Source organism: Microbispora sp. ZYX-F-249 (genome assembly GCF_039649665.1).
Taxonomy (GTDB): Bacteria; Actinomycetota; Actinomycetes; order Streptosporangiales; family Streptosporangiaceae; genus Microbispora; species Microbispora maris.
Map to the genome: position 1 here is coordinate 1 of NZ_JBDJAW010000073.1, position 16946 is coordinate 16946.

General features: G+C 71.6%; 19 protein-coding genes. 8 read left to right on the top strand and 11 right to left on the bottom strand.

All coding sequences use genetic code 11. The features are described 5' to 3' along the window. The first annotated feature begins 377 nt into the window (after nt 1–377). A complete protein-coding gene (locus tag AAH991_RS38615; RefSeq protein ID WP_346230916.1) occupies nt 378–1022 on the top strand; it encodes a TenA family protein in 645 nt (214 codons plus the stop codon). A gap of 6 nt (nt 1023–1028) precedes the next feature. Here the strand turns inward: AAH991_RS38615 and AAH991_RS38620 are convergent, their stop codons facing one another. Further along, a complete protein-coding gene (locus tag AAH991_RS38620; RefSeq protein ID WP_346230917.1) occupies nt 1029–1469 on the bottom strand; it encodes an SRPBCC family protein in 441 nt (146 codons plus the stop codon). 10 nt (nt 1470–1479) lie between these two features. Next, complete coding sequence (locus AAH991_RS38625) at nt 1480–2571, bottom strand: winged helix DNA-binding domain-containing protein (protein WP_346230918.1); 1092 nt, start codon at nt 2569–2571, stop codon at nt 1480–1482. 47 nt (nt 2572–2618) lie between these two features. Between AAH991_RS38625 and AAH991_RS38630 the strand changes: the two genes are divergently transcribed. Together AAH991_RS38630 and AAH991_RS38635 are read left to right on the top strand one after the other, a co-directional pair. Then, nucleotides 2619–3782 (top strand): hypothetical protein, encoded by a 1164-nt coding sequence (locus tag AAH991_RS38630; RefSeq protein WP_346230919.1) that lies wholly within the window; start codon nt 2619–2621, stop codon nt 3780–3782. 56 nt (nt 3783–3838) lie between these two features. Continuing rightward, nucleotides 3839–5821, top strand: coding sequence for a phosphocholine-specific phospholipase C (locus tag AAH991_RS38635; protein ID WP_346230920.1), 1983 nt, complete (start codon nt 3839–3841; stop codon nt 5819–5821). 21 nt (nt 5822–5842) lie between these two features. On the opposite strand, the gene AAH991_RS38640 is transcribed toward AAH991_RS38635, so the two are convergent. Beyond that, on the bottom strand, nt 5843–6403 hold the full coding sequence (locus AAH991_RS38640; RefSeq protein ID WP_346230933.1) for a Dps family protein: 561 nt from the start codon (nt 6401–6403) through the stop codon (nt 5843–5845). Between the two features lie 110 nt (nt 6404–6513). Beyond that, nucleotides 6514–7989, bottom strand: coding sequence for an MFS transporter (locus AAH991_RS38645; RefSeq protein WP_346230921.1), 1476 nt, complete (start codon nt 7987–7989; stop codon nt 6514–6516). Between the two features lie 42 nt (nt 7990–8031). Here AAH991_RS38645 and AAH991_RS38650 point away from each other — a divergent pair, with 42 nt between their 5' ends. Then, nucleotides 8032–8868 (top strand): alpha/beta fold hydrolase, encoded by an 837-nt coding sequence (locus AAH991_RS38650; RefSeq protein ID WP_346230922.1) that lies wholly within the window; start codon nt 8032–8034, stop codon nt 8866–8868. Nucleotides 8869–8889: 21 nt separating this feature from the next. Here the strand turns inward: AAH991_RS38650 and AAH991_RS38655 are convergent, their stop codons facing one another. The 4 genes from AAH991_RS38655 to AAH991_RS38670 are packed head-to-tail and all read right to left on the bottom strand — an operon-like array spanning nt 8890 to nt 10893. Continuing rightward, nucleotides 8890–9261, bottom strand: coding sequence for a hypothetical protein (locus AAH991_RS38655; RefSeq protein WP_346230923.1), 372 nt, complete (start codon nt 9259–9261; stop codon nt 8890–8892). Nucleotides 9262–9284: 23 nt separating this feature from the next. Next, the gene (locus AAH991_RS38660) at nt 9285–9653 is read right to left on the bottom strand and encodes a roadblock/LC7 domain-containing protein (protein WP_346230924.1); all 369 of its coding nucleotides are present in this window, start codon (nt 9651–9653) and stop codon (nt 9285–9287) included. Between the two features lie 38 nt (nt 9654–9691). After that, the gene (locus tag AAH991_RS38665; protein ID WP_346230925.1) at nt 9692–10507 is read right to left on the bottom strand and encodes a MarR family transcriptional regulator; all 816 of its coding nucleotides are present in this window, start codon (nt 10505–10507) and stop codon (nt 9692–9694) included. 14 nt (nt 10508–10521) lie between these two features. Further along, the gene (locus AAH991_RS38670; protein ID WP_346230926.1) at nt 10522–10893 is read right to left on the bottom strand and encodes a roadblock/LC7 domain-containing protein; all 372 of its coding nucleotides are present in this window, start codon (nt 10891–10893) and stop codon (nt 10522–10524) included. Between the two features lie 209 nt (nt 10894–11102). Between AAH991_RS38670 and AAH991_RS38675 the strand changes: the two genes are divergently transcribed. Beyond that, a complete protein-coding gene (locus AAH991_RS38675; protein WP_346230927.1) occupies nt 11103–11615 on the top strand; it encodes a 2-thiouracil desulfurase family protein in 513 nt (170 codons plus the stop codon). Here AAH991_RS38675 and AAH991_RS38680 read toward each other — a convergent pair. Further along, on the bottom strand, nt 11590–12816 hold the full coding sequence (locus AAH991_RS38680; RefSeq protein WP_169987890.1) for a DUF4032 domain-containing protein: 1227 nt from the start codon (nt 12814–12816) through the stop codon (nt 11590–11592). The two genes, AAH991_RS38675 and AAH991_RS38680, sit on opposite strands and share 26 nt — an antisense overlap. Nucleotides 12817–12872: 56 nt before the next feature. Here AAH991_RS38680 and AAH991_RS38685 point away from each other — a divergent pair, with 56 nt between their 5' ends. Further along, the gene (locus AAH991_RS38685) at nt 12873–14447 is read left to right on the top strand and encodes a DUF885 domain-containing protein (RefSeq protein ID WP_346230928.1); all 1575 of its coding nucleotides are present in this window, start codon (nt 12873–12875) and stop codon (nt 14445–14447) included. 9 nt (nt 14448–14456) lie between these two features. Here AAH991_RS38685 and AAH991_RS38690 read toward each other — a convergent pair whose 3' ends face one another. Continuing rightward, nucleotides 14457–15086 carry a class II aldolase/adducin family protein gene (locus AAH991_RS38690; protein WP_346230929.1) on the bottom strand — a complete coding sequence of 210 codons (630 nt, stop codon included), beginning with the start codon at nt 15084–15086 and terminating at the stop codon, nt 14457–14459. A 47-nt stretch (nt 15087–15133) separates the two neighbouring features. On the opposite strand from AAH991_RS38690, the gene AAH991_RS38695 reads away from it, so the two are divergent. Continuing rightward, on the top strand, nt 15134–15403 hold the full coding sequence (locus tag AAH991_RS38695) for a 4a-hydroxytetrahydrobiopterin dehydratase (protein WP_346230930.1): 270 nt from the start codon (nt 15134–15136) through the stop codon (nt 15401–15403). A gap of 4 nt (nt 15404–15407) precedes the next feature. Here the strand turns inward: AAH991_RS38695 and AAH991_RS38700 are convergent, their stop codons facing one another. Further along, entirely contained in the window at nt 15408–15830 is a 423-nt protein-coding gene (locus tag AAH991_RS38700; protein WP_346230931.1) for a nitroreductase/quinone reductase family protein, read from the bottom strand. Between the two features lie 282 nt (nt 15831–16112). On the opposite strand from AAH991_RS38700, the gene AAH991_RS38705 reads away from it, so the two are divergent. Further along, nucleotides 16113–16946 (top strand): DUF222 domain-containing protein (locus tag AAH991_RS38705; protein WP_346230932.1); only part of this gene is annotated, 834 nt, incomplete at its 3' end.

Sequence of the window (16946 nt, forward strand, 5' to 3'; positions counted from 1 at the left end):
ACCCGCGCTGGGCGCCGCGTTGGAGACGCCGGTGAAGACGCCGCCGACCAGGGCGGCGACCCCGACGACGGTGCCGATCACCCCGGCTCCGGTTCTGGTTGTGGTTCTCAAAGCCGAGCTCCTTGCATGTCGTGCAGGACCCCTGACCGAGGGGGTTACTCCTGATCCCGCAGGGGGCGTTCAAGAATGCGAACAGCATTCATGAGGAGGAACAACAGGCATCAAATTACGGACCTGTTGACCACCGGTCAACGACCTCGCCCGCCCGGGTCCGCGGGCCGCCCGGGCGCTCACCCCGCTTGGGCAGGTGGAGAAGGACGGGAGTCCTTTGAGATCATCGTGAAACGTTCACGCCGGGACACGGGGAGAGGTGGCGGATGACCGAGGGATCGAGCACGCCGTTCAGCGAGTGGCTGCGGTCGGAGAGCGAGCCGGACTGGTCGGAGGTGGTCACCCACCCCTTCGCCGCGGCGATCCGTGGTGGCACCGCCGACATGCGCCGCTACCTGGAGCAGGACTTCCAGTTCGTGGACGCCTTCACGGCGCTGCTCGGCGCGGCGGTCGCCGCCGCCGACCACTTCGAGGCGCGGGTGGCCGTGGGCCGCTTCCTCGGGCAGACCGTCGCCGACACCGAGCGGGGCTACTTCCACCGCGCGCTCGACGCCCTCGGGGGTGATCCGAACCCGCCCGCCCTGGAGCCGGTGACGGCCGAGTTCCGGGCGCTGATGGACGAGGTGCGCCGCGGCCAGGACTATCCGGGGATCCTGGCGGTGCTGTGCGTGGCGGAGTGGACCTACCTCGGCTGGGCCTCGCGGACCACCGAGCCGCCCGAGGGCTTCGTCCACCGGGAGTGGATCGAGCTGCACAGCGGTCCGGAGTTCGAGGCGTGGGTGGGCTTCCTGCGCGGCGAGCTCGACCGGCTCGGTCCCGCCCTCGACGAGAACGGGCGGGCCCGGGTGCTCGACGTCTTCCGCCGGGCGACGGCCCTGGAGCGCCGGTTCTTCGACATGGCGCTCGGTTAGGCTCGGTCAGGCGCGCAGGGCGAGCGCGGCGAGGCGGCGCAGGGACAGGCGCAGGAAGATCGCGCTCACCGGCCCGGCGACCCGCCAGCCGATCCGCCCGGCCCGGCCGAAGGGCACGTGGAGCTGCTCCTCCCAGATGATCCTGCTTCCCCCGCCGGGGCGGGGCAGCACGTGGAACCGTCCGACGCCGCGCACGACCCGGCCCGTGTGGCGGACCTCCACCTCGTGCGGGGGCCGCCAGCCGGTGACGTCCATCGTGTCCACGAACGACAGCGGACCGACCCCGGTGGCCGCCGCGAGCCGGCTCCCCCTGCTGCGGCCGTCACCGGCGACCACCCATGCCCGGGTCAGCACCATCCACTCGTGGTGCCGGGGCCAGTCGGTCAGTAGGGCGAACACCCGATCCGGGCTCGCCTGCGCGTCCACCGCCACCGAGAGCGTCTCCACTCCGTGGGTTCTACCCCAGGAAGGTGATGTCGCGCGCGGGGGCGTCGCCGGCCGCGAACTCCAGCAGGCGCTCACCCTCGGCGGCCAGCGCGTCGCGGGTGGCGGCGCTCATCGGCCCGAACGGCTCGATCTCCAGGACGGCGGTCTCCCCGGCCCGCCCGATCCGCCCCCGTTCGATTCGCCACAGTCCGGCGACGAAACCGTCGACCAGGATCGTCGCGCGGATGATCCCGTTGACCGTGAAGACCCGCGAGCGGTGCTCCTCGGTCATCACCCGCGTCCGGTCGGCGTGCGAGAGCAGCAGGTTGTCGAACTCCCCCAGGAACCGCACCGGCGCCTCGGCGTCCGCGCCGGGCAGCGGCGCCCCGGGCAGGTCGAACAGCTCCACCCCGTTCTCGTCCCGGTACGTGACCAGGTCGAGCCCCTTGACCACGGAGCGCAGCCCGGTCAGGCCCGACCAGGTCTGCATGTCCTTCACCGACGCCGGCCCGAAGGCACGCAGGTAACGCAGCACCATGTCGCCCGCGGCCGAGCCGTCGCCGAGCGGACGGCCCAGCCACGACTCGGCGGGGACGTGCCGGGCCTGGCCCGAGGCGCCCCACACTCCGCGCGGCGGGACCTGCACCAGCGGCACGACCGCGCGTACGGCCTGGGCCAGCGCGTCGCGGCCCGGCCACCGCTCGCCGAGCAGCTCCTCCAGCTCGGCGAAGCTCAGCGGCCGCTCCTCCATCAGGGCGCGGGCCGCGCTCGCCACCTCGCCGAGGTCCACCCCGTCGAGCCGCCTGCCGTACGACGTGCGCAGCAACCGGTCGAGGAGCGGCTGCATGACCGGGCGCAGGACCAGGCAGTCTTCGGCGCTGACGAGGTGGATGGTGCCGCGCATCAACGCGATCCGCACGGCGGCGCGGCTCGTGAGCAGATCGGCCAGGTCCTCGTGCCGGAAGTCCACCAGACGGTTCCACAGGCCGACGTAGGGTGAGAGAGGAGCCTGCGACTGCATGCCCACCAGATGCTCGATCGCGGCGATGGCCTTCGCGTCCTGGCGGCGCAGCAGCATCTGGCGGTCGAGCAGGGCGCGGTTGAGCTCGCGGCGGGTCAGCACGCCGCAAACATAGCGCTCGGCACCGACAGAACCGGGGGGTGCCGCTGATGATCACTATTGACGTCCCGCTGTGGTCCGCACGGCTGCGCGCGCTGCGCCGCGGCCGGCTGTGGAGCCGCCGCGATCTGGGACGACGGCTGACCGAAGCCGCCGGGGAGGCCGAACCCCGGCTGCCCGCGGACGCGGTCCGCACGTGGGAGGAGGGGGAGCGGCGGCCGGACGCCCGCCATGCGGAGCTGCTGTGCCGGGTGTTCGGCGTGGACGAGGCGGCCCTGTTCGTCGGCGCGTCCTCGGGCACGACCCGGTGGCACCACGTCACCGGCATTCCGCTGCTGCCCGGGCTCTTCCCCGAAGAGGAGGAGGAACGCGTCGGGCGGGCCGTCGAGCGGCCGTCCCGCGCCGACGCCGGCACGGTCCGCTACTTCGAGACCCTGACCGGCGCCTGCGTCGCGCCGGACGGCAGGCCCGCCGACCTCGCCGCCGCGCTGGGGCCGGTCTTCGCGGGGGTCGAGGCGTTCCGCGGGGACGCCGCGCCGCGCGTACGGCGGGCGCTGCAGACGCTCGCGACGCGGGACGCGGAGCTGATCAGCCGCATGGAGCACGAGGCGGGCGACGCGCCCGGCGCGCGGGCCTGGTCGGACCGCGCGATCCGCGAGGCGCGCGAGACCGGCGACACCCTCACCGAGGTCCTGGCGCTGGTCCAGCGGGCCGAGCTGATCGACGCCGCGGAGCCGGGCGAGATCGTCGAGGCGGCCGTGGCCGCACGTGCGCGTACGGGCGTCCCGGCCGAGGTGGGGACGCTGTCCCGGCGGCAGGAGGCCCGCGCGCACGCGCTGACGGGTGAGGTGGAGCTGTGCCACCGCTGCCTGGAGGAGTGCCTCGAGGAGCGCCTGCAGGAGCGCTTGGAGGAGCCGGGCGAGACGCGGACGGAGCTGTGCGCGGGCTGCCTGGTCGACCTCGGCCGGCCGGGCGGCGCGATCGAGCTGCTGGAGGGGGAGCCCGCGCCGGCCGCACCGGCCTACCTCGCGGCGTACGTGCTGGCCCGCCAGGCGCACGCGTACGCGCAGGCGCACGAGCGGGAACAGGCGGCCGACCTCGCGCGACGGTCCCTCGCCCTGGCCCGCCGCGCGGGGGCCGCCCGCGCGCTGCGCGAACTGGCCCGTGTGCACCTGCCGCCGCCCGCGGGGACGCGCAGGCGCGTACTCGTGTGAGGACACCTCGCTGTTAGGTTGTGGGCGTTTCGCCTGAATCCTGTGAAGGGACGCCCATGCCGGCCGGATCCTCGCTGCCGCCTTCCCTGCTCCGGGCGCTGGCCCGTCCGGTTCCGCCGGGGAGCCTGGCCGACGTCGAGCACGTCGTCTTCGTCATGCTGGAGAACCGCTCGTTCGACCACTATTTCGGCCGGATGCGCGGGGTGCGGGGATTCGGGGACCGCAACGCCGTGTCCACCCGGGCCTGGCGGCCGATCTTCGAGCAGGACGGCGTGCTGCCCTTCTCCGTGCGGGAGGCGGCCGAGCGGGCCGGGGCGGACCCGATGCTGCTGGACACGCACGACCACACGTGGCTCGGCACCCAGAACGCCTGGGCCATGGGCTGGAACGACGCCTGGGTGCCCAACAAAGGGCCCGGCTCGATGGCCTACTACGACCGGCTCGACCTGCCCTTCCACTACGAGCTGGCCGACACGTTCACGATCTGCGACGCCTACCACTGCTCGCTGCTGACCTCGACCACGCCCAACCGCAACTACCACATGACGGGTCACACAGGGTACGAGCCGGGCACCCGGCAGCGCGCGCTGGACAACGTCGCGTCCGAGGGGGCGGAGGGGCATCCGGGCTACGACTGGGTCACCGTGCCCGAGCTGCTGACGCGGGCCGGGCACACCTGGCAGGTGTACCAGGAGTGGGACAACTACGAGTGCAACAACCTCGAGTTCTTCCGGCCGTTCATGGCCGTGACGGACCGCATCGGGCTGGGGAGCATGCGCTCCTTCTACGAGAAGGTCCGGGCGGCGGAGGACCCGGCGCCGTTGCTCGCGGAGCTGGACCGGCGGGTGGCCGCCCTGGAGCCCGCCGACCGCGACCTCTACGACCGGGCGCTGCGCCGCGCCCCCGCGGGCGGCCTCGGGGAGTGGTTCGCCGCCGACGTGGCCGCCGGACGCCTGCCCGCGGTGTCGTACGTCGTGCCCTCGCTGGCCGACTCCGAGCACCCCGAGGGGTCGTCGCCCGTGGAGGGCGGGCAGATCCTCTACCGGCTGCTCGACGCGCTGGGGTCGCATCCCGAGGTCTGGGCGCGGACCGCCCTGTTCGTCACCTACGACGAGAACGACGGCTTCTTCGACCACGTGCCGCCGCCGGTCCCGCCCGACGGCACCCCGGACGAGTTCGTCGGGGGGCGGCCGTTGGGCCTCGGCATCCGCGTTCCCATGATCGTCGTGTCGCCGTGGAGCGTGGGCGGCCACGTCTGCTCGGAGACGTTCGACCACACCTCGACCGTGCGGTTCCTGGAGCGCCGCTTCGGGATCGCGGCTCCGATCGGGGAGTGGCGGCGCCGGGTGGCGGGCGACCTCACCTCGGCGTTCGACTTCGCCACGCCGGCGGCTCCGCCTCCCGTTGCGGCCGTCGCCGCGCCGCGCCCGGTTCCGGCGGGGGACCGATGGTATCCCCGGGTCCCCGACGAGCAGCGGATGCCGGTCCAGGAGCCGGGGGTCAAGCCCGCCCGCGCGCTGCCGTACCAGCCGGACGCCGAGGCCGTCGTACGCGGGCGGTCCGTGGAGATCACGCTGCGCAACTCCGGGACGGCCTCCGCCCACTTCATCCTGTACGGCCACCTGGGCGAGCTGGCCAAGCCGGCGCACTTCGACGTGCTCGGCACGGCGGAGGAGGTGGTCTACTTCCCCGGCCCGGCCTACGACCTGCTGGTCGTCGGGCCGAACGGGTTCCGCCGGGAGTTCCGCGGCGGGACGGCCGACCCGGTGGAGGTGACCGGCGCGATCGACGCCGCCGCCCGCGCCGTGTCGCTCACGGTGACGAACCGGAGCGGGATCCCCGCCGAGGTGTCGTTCACCCCGCTGGCCTACGGCGGAGCGGCGCGTACGGTCCCGATCGCGGCGGGGGACACGGTGCACGTGGAGTGGCCCGCGCCGACGGGGTGGTACGACCTGACGGTCGGCGTGACCGGGCACGATCGGTTCGCCCGGCGGCTGATGGGACACATCGAGAACGGCCGCCCGGGCGTCACGGGATGACGCCCGGGCGGGAAGCGCGGGTCAGGCGCGGATGAGCGGCGTGTCCACGAGGTGCTCGGCGAGGAACCACGCCTGCAGCTCGCCCGTCCGGATGACCTCGGAGACGAGCAGGTCGTTGGTGCCGTCGTCGCCCATCTCGGCCGCACGGGAGGCGGCGTCGTGCGCCGCGACCAGGATCGTCTCGTGCGCCTCCAGGAGCCGGGAGAGCATGGCGGGCACCTCCTCCACGCCGTCCGGCGGCCGCGGGATCACGGTCATCTCCGCCACCTGACGCGGATCGCCGACCGCGACGCCGCCGAGCGTCTGGATGCGTTCGGCGATCGCGTCGATGATCGGCAGCTGCTCGCCCGCGTGCTTGTCGAGGAGCAGGTGCAGCTGGTAGAAGGTCGGCCCCCGCATGAGCCAGTGGTGCTTCTTGTACAGGTTGTAGAGGATCTGCGTGTCGGCCAGGATCTGGTTGAGCCGCTGACAGGAGTATTCGCGGGTCTCCCTCGGCATCCCGACCGGGAAGTCGCGCACCGTCCCGAACGCCTGTATCTCGGTGCCCCTCTGGTGGAGCCAGGGCTGGCTGCTCTCACGCATCTTGGAGGAAGGGTTGACGCTCAAGGTGTCTCTCCTCACTCAGTCGGTTTTATGTCCGATAGAGAGTCTTTCGCCAGGTATGACCTTTAAACACCTACTTAGTGCCGGTTTCACCCCTGTGACAGGGTGACCTGCGGATTCTCCGACAGCCGGGCCGCCGTGCGCTCCGCCGTACGCCTGGCCCAGCGGCCGGTCGTCGCCAGGGCGACCGACAGCACGATCAGCCCGTACAGCGCGTTGACGCGGAACGCCGCGTGCGCGGCCGGGACGAAGGCGGCGTTGGCGCCGGAGACAGTGCTGGAAACGGCGCCGGAGACCATGGACCCCGCGATGGCCACGCCGAGGGACTGGCCGACCTGCCTGCTGGTCGAGGCGACGGCGGCGGCCACCCCCGCCTGCGCGAGCGGCATCCCGGAGACCGCGGTGTTGGTGATCGGGGGGTTGAGCATGCCGAACCCGACGCCGAAGACCGCGTAGATCCCGAGCAGCAGGGGGAGGGGCGTGGTGAGGGTCACCTGGGACAGCAGCGTCCCGGCGGCCGCCAGGCACACGCCCGCGACCACGAGCGGAACGCGCGGGCCGCGGGTGCCGACGAGCCGGCCGGAAAGCGGCCCCACGATCGTCGTGATCACGGCGACCGGCAGCGTGCACAGCCCCGCGGCGAGGGCGGACAGCCCGCGGTTGCTCTGCAGGTAGAGCGTGTTGAGGAACAGGAAGGCCCCCAGGCCGGCGAACCCCGCCACCGCCATGACGGCCGCGCCGGAGAACGGCGCGCTGCGGAAGAAGCGCATGTCGATGAGCGGTTCCGGCCTGCGCAGTTCCCAGACGACCAGCGCGGCGAGGGCCGCCGCCGCGACGGCGAAGCAGGCCGCGCTCACGGCGGCGCCCGCGGCCGGGCCCTCGATGATCCCGTACGTGAGCGTGCCGAGCAGGACGATGACCAGCACCTGCCCGACGGGGTCGATCCTCCGGGCCGAGGGCGCCTTGGACTCGGGGACGTACCGCCAGGTCAGGAACAGCGCGAGCAGGCCGATGGGCACGTTGATCCAGAAGATGGCCCGCCAGTCCACCGTGTCGGTGAGCAGGCCGCCGGCGACCGGTCCGAGCGCCATGCTGACGCCGACCACGCCGCCCCACACGCCGATGGCCTGCGCCCGCTCCCTGCGGTCGGTGAACGTGTTCGTGATGATCGACATGGCCACGGGGTTGAGCATCGACCCGCCCACGGCCTGGAGGATCCGGGCGGCCACCAGCCAGCCCAGGCTCGGGGCGAGGCTGCACAGCAGCGACGCGGCCGTGAAGATCACCAGACCGATCTGGAACGTGCGGCGGCGGCCGATACGGTCGGCCGTCGAGCCGGCGAGCATGAGCAGGCTCGCGAGGGTCAGCGTGTAGGCGTCCACCGTCCACTGCAGGCCGGAGACCGGCGCGTGCAGGTCGCGTCCGAGCGCCGGCAGGGCGACGTTGACGATCGTGTTGTCGAGCGACACGATCAGCAGGCTCATGCAGCAGATGAGAAGGACGAGTATCCGCCGTCGGCGAGTCATTTGCGACATCACACCACACAACCGTACATATCCGGTCATGCAACGCTTGCGGCAGGGCAAACCGAATGAAATTCTGCTCGCATGCGTGCGACGGCGAACGGTATCGAGATCTGCTACGAGGTGTTCGGCGAGCCCGGAGGACGCCCGGTCGTCCTCATCATGGGGCTCGGGGCGCAGATGATCAGCTGGCCGGAGGAGCTGATCGGGCTGCTGGTGGAGTCGGGCCACCGGGTCGTCCGGTTCGACAACCGGGACGCGGGCCTGTCCACCCACTTCACCCCGCCGGACGACCTCACGCCCCCGGCGTCGTACACGCTGGACGACATGGCCGACGACACCGCCGGCCTGATGAACGTGCTGGGCTGGGAGAGCGCCCACGTGGTGGGCGCCTCGATGGGCGGCATGATCGCCCAAAACCTCGCCATCCGCCATCCCGCCCGGGTGCGCACGCTGACCTCGATCATGTCCACGCCCGGGCCCCGGGTGGGGCGTGCCACCGAGGAGGCCATGGCGGCGCTGACGGCGCCCGCCCCGCAGGACCGCGACGAGGCGCTCGCCCGCGCCGTCGAGACCGCGCGGGTCATCGGCTCTCCCGGCTACGAGATGGACGTCGAGCGCGTCACCCGGGTGGCCGCCGAGGCATACGACCGGGCCTTCGACCCCGCGGGCACCGCCCGGCAGTACATCGCGATCCGGCGGTCGGGGGACCGTACGGAGGGGCTGCGCGGGCTCTCGGTGCCCGCACTGGTGATCCACGGCGAGGACGACCCGCTGGTCACCCTCGAAGGCGGGACCGCGACCGCGGACGCCATCCCCGGCGCGAAGCTGCTGACCTTCCCGGGGATGGGCCACGATCTGCCCCGCCCGCTCTGGCCGGTCATCGCGGAGGCGATCACGGAGCTGACCGCACGGGGCTGACCGGACGGGGCTGACGGGGTTTCAGATCTCGAGCTTGTCCTCGATCGCGCGGAGCTGGTGCCGGGCCATCGCGAGGTTGGCCCGGTTGCGGTCGAGGGCGAGGTAGAGGAACAACCCCTTGCCGCCGCGGCCGGTCAGCGGCCGGATGACGTGATACTGCGTGCCCAGCGTGATGAGGATGTCCTCGATCCCGTCGTTGAGCTTGAGCGCGTCCATCGCGCGGAGCTTGGCCTTGACCACCTCGGTGTTGGCCGCGGCGGCCACCTGGAGGTCGAGGTCCTTGGAGCCGCCGAGCGTGCCCAGCGCCATCCCGCTCCCGTAGTCGGCCACCGCCGCGCCGATCGCGCCGTCGATGGTCAGCATCTCCTTGAGGGAGACGTCCATGTTCGCCATGTCTCTTCTCCTGTTCTGGGTTGTCATCCGCGTTCGACGATGGCGGCGATCTTGGCCGCCGCCCTGCGTCCCTCGATCCGGAGCAGGCCGAGGTTGGCTCCCTGGCCCGCGAGAACGGTGAGGACGAGCGTGGGGCCCGCGGCGTAGCACGCGGTGTGCCCCTGGGTGCCGGAGATCAGCGTCTCCTCCAGCCGCCCGATCCTGGCGAGCTCGGTCATCTTCCGGCTCAGCGACAGCAGCGCCGACGTGAGCGCCGCGGTCTGCTCGGTGTCGGCGGCCAGGTCCGTGGTCACGAGCATGCCGTCGATCGTGCACGTGAGCGCTCCGGTGATCTCGGGCGCCCGTTCGCGCAGGACGATCAGTTCCTCGTGTATGTCGTGGCGCAGATCCACCGAGACACCCCTTCCGGCCCGCTTGAGCCATCCGATCACTACAGCGCCTCCAGCGCGTCACGCAGTCTGAGCAGCAGGTTCACGTCGGTCGCGTCGGCGTTCACCTGCGGGAGTTCCGAGGTGGAGCGCCCGGGCTCCCTCGGTTGCGGTGGGAGCGGCTTGGGCGTGCGCTTGGGCAGCGCCGCCGTCTCGGCCGTCACCACCAGGCCGGCCGCCGCGAGCTCCCGTACGGCCAGCAGCGTGGAGTAGGCCGGGTGCCCGAGGCGGCGAGCCAGCTCGACCGGCGTGGCGGTGGAGTCGGCGGCGAGCAGCAGCTCCCACTGCAGCCGGGTGAGCAGCGCGTGCGAGCCGGGGATCCGCCGCAGGGGCGTCACCGGCCGCGCGTCCAGCTCGGCCGACGGCCACGCCCGCTCCAGGCGCGCCCGGCGCCTGGCGCACTCGCGCAGCAGCCCCGGCACGTCGAAGAACCAGTGCACCCCGAGCCAGTGCGCCTCGCCCTCCTTGAACCTGGTCCTCACCGTCTTCGACGGCGCGAGCAGGAAGAAGGCCGCGTCGAGCGTGGCGGACAGCACGCAGAACTCCAGCTCGCCCCGGCTGAGCACCCCCGCGTCCACGAGCAGCGCGCCGCCGTCGCCGCCGGGACCGGCCTCCTGCCGCGCGTGCCGGACCCCGCTCGCGCTGATCCGGCCCGACGCGCCGAGGAGTCCCTCCACGCCGGGCGTGGCCGCGCACTCCACGTACGACACCCGGCCGTGGTCGTAGTAGACCGTGCCCTCCTTGCCCACCCGCAGTGAGCCGGAGGCCTCGTCCTGGGCGAGGCCGGTGAGCACGGCGTCGAGAGTCGGGGCGGCCACCGGTCAGGCTCCCATCAGGAGGCGACCAGCTCGTCGGTGATCGTGCGCAGCCGCCGCCGGGCCAGGGCGAGGTTCGACCGCTCCACGTCCAGGCGCACGCAGAGCAGCAGCGGACCGTCGAACATCATCTCCATGGGCCGCACCAGGTGATAGGCCGTGCCCGTGGTGACGATCACGTCCTCGATCCGGAAGCCCGTCTCCTGGGACGCCAGCGCGATTCCGTCGAGCGTGGCGCGGTACGCCTCGCTGAGCCCCGCGGCCGCCCGCCCGGGATCGGGGATCCCCTTTCCCGCCACGGCCATGCCGCTGGTGTGGTCCACGAGAATGGCGCCGAGCGCCCCCGGGATCGACATGGCCTCGGAAAGGCAGTCCTCTATCCCGATCAACCCGTAACTCCTCGCCTCGCCGGTACAGCGCGGCCAACACTAGAGGAGCAGATGACGGGGTTTCCCGGGCCGAAAACGACTCGGGTAAACGGATTAGTCCGGAAGAATAAGAATTCTTCCTCTCGGAATGGTAATCCCGATTTTCATGAAATTTCCTCATGTCGCCGGGGATGGCGCGCTCACCTCCCGGCAGCGGCCAGAATGGGGGCGTGGAACGCATTCTGGTCAGCGCCTGCCTGCTCGGCAGCAGGGTGAGGTACGACGGCGGGGCGAAGACGAGCGACGACGAACTGCTGGCGCGCTGGCGCGAGGAGGGCCGGTTGGTGCGGTTCTGCCCCGAGGTCGAGGGCGGGCTGCCCGTCCCCCGGCCGCCCGCCGAGATCGAGGGCGGCGCGGGCGGCGCGGCCGTCCTGGCGGGCGCGGCGCGGATCCTGACGCCGGAGGGCGACGACGTGACCGCCGCGTTCCTGTCCGGCGCGCAGCAGGCCCTCGCCGTCGCCCGGTCCTTCGGCGTACGGGTCGCGATCCTCAAGGAGGGCAGCCCGTCGTGCGGGTCGCTGCGGATCTACGACGGCAGCCACCGGGGGAGGATCACCCCGGGGCAGGGTGTGACGACGGCGCTGCTGGAGTCGAACGGCATCCGTGTCTTCGGCGAGGACCGGATCCCGGAGGCCGCCGCCTATCTGGAGGGTCTTGTCACGGAGACAGGGGATCCGAGGTGACGATGACGGCCTTCTCGTCGGGCTTGTGCACCAGGACGTTGTCCACGTAGGACCGCACCGCCGCCTCCAGGCCGACGTCCTTGCCGGCGGCCTCCGACATGTACCAGCGGTGGTCGAGCACCTCGTGGAAGAGCTGGGCCGGCTCCAGCTTGCGCCGCAGATCGGCGGGGGTCGCGTTCACCACCGGCTGGAACACCTCGGCCAGCCAGCGGTGGGCCACGATCGCCTCGTCCTCGTGCCGCAGCCCGTTCGACACGCGGAACGAGTCGAGGTCGTTGAGCAGCCGCCTGGCCTGGTTCTCCTCCACGTCGAGGCCGGTCAGGCGCAGCAGGCGCCGCTGGTGGTGCCCGGCGTCCACGACCTTGGGCCGGACGATCAGCCGGGAGGTGCCCGCCTTGCGGCGCACCATCATCTCGGCGACGTCGAAGCCGAGCGAGTTGAGCCGCCGTACGCGCTGGTCCACCCGGTGCCAGTCGACCTCCTCGATGATCTCGTCCTCGGTCAGCTCGTCCCACAGCCGGTGGTAGCGCTCGACGAGCTGCTCGGCGAAGGCCAGCGGGTCGATGGTCGGGTGGAGCAGGCCGCCCGCCTCCAGGTCGAGCATCTCGCCGTAGATGTTGACGTGCGCCACGTCGATGTCGTGTGACCGCTGGCCCTCGCTGATCGCCGGATGGAGCTCGCCGGTCTCGGCGTCCACCAGATAGGCCGCGAAGGCCCCGGCGTCCCGGCGGAACAACGTGTTCGACAGGGAGCAGTCGCCCCAGTAGAAGCCGGTCAGGTGGAGCCGTACGAGCAGGACCGCGAGCGCGTCGAGCAGGCGGATCAGCGTGTCGGGCCGCACCGAGCCCGACAGCACCGCGCGGTACGGCAGCGAGAACTGCAGGTGCCGCGTGATCAGGGCGGAGTCCAGTTCGGAGCCGTCCGGGGCGGTCCGCCCGGTGACGACGGCGACCGGCTCGACGGCGGGCGCGTCGTGCCGGGCCAGGTCCCACAGCAGCTGGTACTCCCGCTTGGCGTACCGCGTGCTGATCTCCTTGATCGCGTACACCCGGCCGCTGAGCCGGGCGAAGCGCACCACGTGCCGGGAGATGCCGCGGGGGAGCGTCACCAGGTGGTGGACGGGCCACTCTTCCAGGGGGACGTCCCACGGCAGGCGGATCAGGTCGGGGTCGCTGGGGGCGCCGGTGATCTGCAGGGGCACCAATCGCTCCTTATCTGGGGGCTTCCACACAAGTGTCGCGGATAGAGTCGGGCGCTATGACGCTGGTGGACGAGTTCATCGACTGGTACCTGGCCGAGAACCCGGTCAGGGCGGCCCTCCTCGGGGCCGACGGATACGACCGCACGCTGGGCGACCTCAGCGCGGCCGCCTTCACCGCACGGGAGCGGGCGGCCGAGGAGTGGCTGCGCAAGCTGTCGGAGGCGACGCCCGAGAGCCCCGAAGACGAGATCGACAGGGACCTGGTCGCCGCGCATCTGCGCGGGGAGATCGCCCAGGCCCGCTGGCCGGAGTGGCGGCGCGAACCCGCCGCCTACCTCGGGGTGATCTTCGGGTCGATGTTCACGCCGTTCCAGCAGCGCCTCAAGCCGGAGGCCGAGCTGGTCGACGCCGCCGTCGCGCGGCTGGCCGAGGTGCCCGCAGTGCTCGCCGCCTGCCAGGCCAACCTGGACCCCGATCTCGCCGCCGACCTGCTGGTCAAGCGCGGCCTCGACCAGGCCCGTACGGGACGCCGCTTCCTGACCGGGACGCTGCCCGCGCTGGTCGGCGACCCGGACCTGCGGGCGCGGCTGGCCGCGGCCGCCGAGCCCGCCGCCGACGCGTTCGACGGGCTGGTGCGCTTCCTGGAGGGCTTCGAGGCCCACGGCACCTGGCGGATGGGTGAGGAGCTCTACTCCGCGCTGCTGCGCGAGCAGGAGATGCTCGGGTACGGCGCGGCGGAGCTGCACGAGAAGGGCCGCCAGGCCTGGGCCGAGCTGGACACGCGGATGACCGAGGTCGCCGCCCGCCTCGGCTCCGGCAGCTGGCGGGAGGCGATGGAGTCGCTCATGGACGACCACCCGCCGACCCTGGAGGCCATGCGCGCCGAGTATGAGGCCGAGACGCTGCGGGCGCGTGAGTTCGTCCGTGAGCGCGGGCTGGTGACCTTCCCCGAGGGGGAGGTGTGCCGGGTCGAGCCCTCGCCGGAGTTCCAGCGGCCCATCATCGCCGTGGCCAGCTACCTCGCCCCGCCGCCGCTGTCGTCCTCGCGGGATGGCGTCTTCTTCGTGCCCTACACGCCGGACGGCTTCACCGAGGAGCAGGTGCGGCAGCGGCTGCGTACCAACTCGCGCGCCCAGATGCCCTCGATCAGCGTGCACGAGGCCTACCCCGGCCACCACTGGCACCTGTCCTGGATGGCCGGCAACCCGCACCGCGCCCGCAAGATCTTCCGTACGCCCTACTTCGTGGAGGGCTGGGGGCTCTACGTCGAGAAGCTCATGCACGAGCAGGGCTACTTCGACACGGCCGAGACCGAGCTCGCCCACCTCGACTGCCGCATCTGGCGCGCCGCCCGAATCGTGGTGGACACCGCGCTGCACTGCGACGACATGTCGATCGAGCAGGCGGAGGAGTTCCTCACCACGAAGGCGTCGCTGTCGCCGGGCACGGCCGCCGGTGAGGTCAGCCGCTACTGCGCCTGGCCCACGCAGGCGCCCTCGTACCTCACGGGGGCACTGGAGATCGAGCGGATCCGGGCCGACTACGGGGGCGACCTGCGGACCTTCCATGACACGATCGCGGGCTCGGGCGGTCTCCCGCTCGGCCTCGCCAGGAAGGTCGTACTGGGTTAGCCGGATTCGTCAGCCGGCGAGAGCGCGTTCGATGACGGCGGTGAGCTGGTCCTCGGTGAGCACCGAGGGCCGGCCCACCCCGAGAGCGCGGACGTAGACCTCGCACAGCCACTCCAGCAGGCGCGTCGCCTCGAACGCCTGCTCCAGGCCGCCGCCGATCGTCACCGCGCCGTGGCTGGCCATCAGGGCGGCCTGCCTGTCCCTGATCGCGGCGATCACGTTGTCCGCCAGCTCGGGCGTGCCGTACGTCGCGTACGCCGCGACCCGGACGGCGCCGCCGAGCAGCAGGGCGTTGTAGTGGATCGGCGGCAGCTCGGTCATGGTCGAGGCGACCACGGTCGCGAAGACCGAATGGGTGTGCACCACCGCGCGGGCATCGGTCGCCCGGTACAGCGCGAGATGCGTCGGCGTCTCCGAGGAGGGCTTGCGCTCCCCGTCCACGACCCGCCCTTCGAGGTCGACCACGGGGCAGTCCTCCGGGCGCAGCCGGTCGAGCGCCACACCGGAGGGCGTGACGGCGACCAGATCGCCGTCCCGGGCGCTCAGGTTTCCCGATGTGCCGATGACCAGGCCGAGGGCCGCCGCCCGCCGACCGTACTCGCAGAGCTCACGCCGCAGCTCATCCACCCGCTCGTCCACCCGGGCGAATCTACACAATCGGCGGTGTTTCGTGATGTCCTGATCTCATGTACGACGCTTCCGAATGGCGCCGCGATGGGGACACGATCCGCAGGACCGTGGTCGCCCGAGACTTCCGTACGGCCATCGCGATCGTGAACGACATCGCCGAACAGGCCGAGGCGCTGAACCACCATCCCGACATCGACATCCGGTGGCGGACCCTGCATCTGACGCTGACCACCCACGACGCCGGCGGTCTGACCGACCTCGACTACAAGCTCGCCGCGCGCATCGACGCCATCGTGGCCGACCACGAGGCCGGATCGCCGCAGTAGGCGCTCATGATCTCGCCGGGTAGAGGGCCACGACGGGGATGACGCGCGAGGTACGCGTCTGGTACTCCGCGAAGACCGGGACCAGCTCGGCCTGGCGGGCGTAGAAGCGGTCGCGCTCCTCCCCGGCCAGCGGCACGGCCGTGGCGGTGAACGTCTCGATCGCCGTCCCGTCGCCCACCTCGACGGTTACCGTGGGATTCGCCAGCAGGTTGTGATACCAGTCGGGATGGCGCGGCGCGCCCGCGTAGGAGGCGAAGACGAGCAGTCTGTCCCCGTCACGCAGGCATGCGACGGGGTTCGTCCGGGCGGTGCCCGTTCTGGCGCCCGTGGTCGTCAGCAGGATCAGCGGCGTTCCCTCGAACGGCCCGCCGACCTTGCCGCCGTTCGCCCGGAACTCCTCGATGATCTTGTCATTCCACTCGGACATGCTGCGATGGCTCCTGAACCTCGATGTGAAGCTATTCAAAGATCAACATAGCCAACGGATCACGGCCTGAGCCCGGACGGGGAGCTGGGGCGCTGCGAACCGGCACGAGGATGCAATCAGTGCTGGTACCGGTATGAATCCTGCATAAAGCTCATGCCGGGCAATTAGGTCCGATTCTATTCGCGGGCCTGTGATTCCACCTTATTGGCTCGTCGGCTTGCCGTGCTCGCGCGACATCTGAAAAAATTAATACAGGTTTTCGAATTCGAGCGAGGAGATGTGATGGATCTGTTCGACTTCGATCCTGTTCCTCCTCGTCGTTCGAATATTGACGATGACGGCTGGTGGGATCGGCTGACTGCCGATTCTCCGTTGTGGTCGACGGAGGGTTCGCTCGCCCGCGACGACACTGTGGAAAACGACACGGCCACCGCCACCGGGACCATGGGCGGTGAGGCCGCCGATGATGCCGGTAATCGCCGGGGCCGGTCGTCGTGGGTGCTGGTGGCCTCGGTGCGGGAGTCGGCGCAGGCGTTGGCGCTGGCGCCGGTCCCCGACGATGCGGACATCTGCCTGGCCGAGGCCGAGGAGTTGTTGTTCGCCCGGGATCGGATCACGTCTGCTCTTGCGGATCGGGTGGGGCGGGTGCATCGGGCGGGGCAGGCCAAGCAGTATGGGCATGCCTCCACCCGTAGCTGGCTGCGCACCTCGGGCGGGATGACCGTCGCCGGTGCGGGCCGGCTGCTGACGTTGGCGGTGGAGCTGGCCCGCCTGCCCCTCGTGCGGGAGAAGTTCGCTACGGGTGCGTTGGCGGCGGGGGTGGCAGAGGCCATCTGCGGGGCGATCTCCGGGTTGCCGGATGAGCAGGCCGCCCTGGCCGAGCCGATCCTGCTGGAACTGGCGGCCAAGACGGGTGCGGCGGAGGTGGCCAAGGCGGGCCGTTATCTGCGGGCCGTGCTGGATCCCGACGGTGAGGACCGCGATGAGCGGGCCGATTACGGGCGGCGGTTCCTGCGGGTCCGCCCCGGCAAGGGCGGCGGGCTGGAAGGGGAGTTCTATCTGCCGCGTGAGCACGCCGCCCGGTTGCAGGCGCTACTGGACGCCTACGCCAAACCA

Excerpts from the sequence above, each read along its gene's own strand:
- AAH991_RS38615 (WP_346230916.1), top strand. The coding sequence starts at position 378 with ATGACCGAGGGATCGAGCACGCCGTTCAGCGAGTGGCTGCGGTCGGAG.
- AAH991_RS38630 (WP_346230919.1), top strand. The coding sequence starts at position 2,619 with ATGATCACTATTGACGTCCCGCTGTGGTCCGCACGGCTGCGCGCGCTG.
- AAH991_RS38635 (WP_346230920.1), top strand. The coding sequence starts at position 3,839 with ATGCCGGCCGGATCCTCGCTGCCGCCTTCCCTGCTCCGGGCGCTGGCC.
- AAH991_RS38640 (WP_346230933.1), bottom strand. The coding sequence starts at position 6,403 with ATGCGTGAGAGCAGCCAGCCCTGGCTCCACCAGAGGGGCACCGAGATA.
- AAH991_RS38645 (WP_346230921.1), bottom strand. The coding sequence starts at position 7,989 with ATGACCGGATATGTACGGTTGTGTGGTGTGATGTCGCAAATGACTCGC.
- AAH991_RS38650 (WP_346230922.1), top strand. The coding sequence starts at position 8,032 with ATGCGTGCGACGGCGAACGGTATCGAGATCTGCTACGAGGTGTTCGGC.
- AAH991_RS38655 (WP_346230923.1), bottom strand. The coding sequence starts at position 9,261 with ATGGCGAACATGGACGTCTCCCTCAAGGAGATGCTGACCATCGACGGC.
- AAH991_RS38685 (WP_346230928.1), top strand. The coding sequence starts at position 12,873 with ATGACGCTGGTGGACGAGTTCATCGACTGGTACCTGGCCGAGAACCCG.
- AAH991_RS38695 (WP_346230930.1), top strand. The coding sequence starts at position 15,134 with ATGTACGACGCTTCCGAATGGCGCCGCGATGGGGACACGATCCGCAGG.
- AAH991_RS38700 (WP_346230931.1), bottom strand. The coding sequence starts at position 15,830 with ATGTCCGAGTGGAATGACAAGATCATCGAGGAGTTCCGGGCGAACGGC.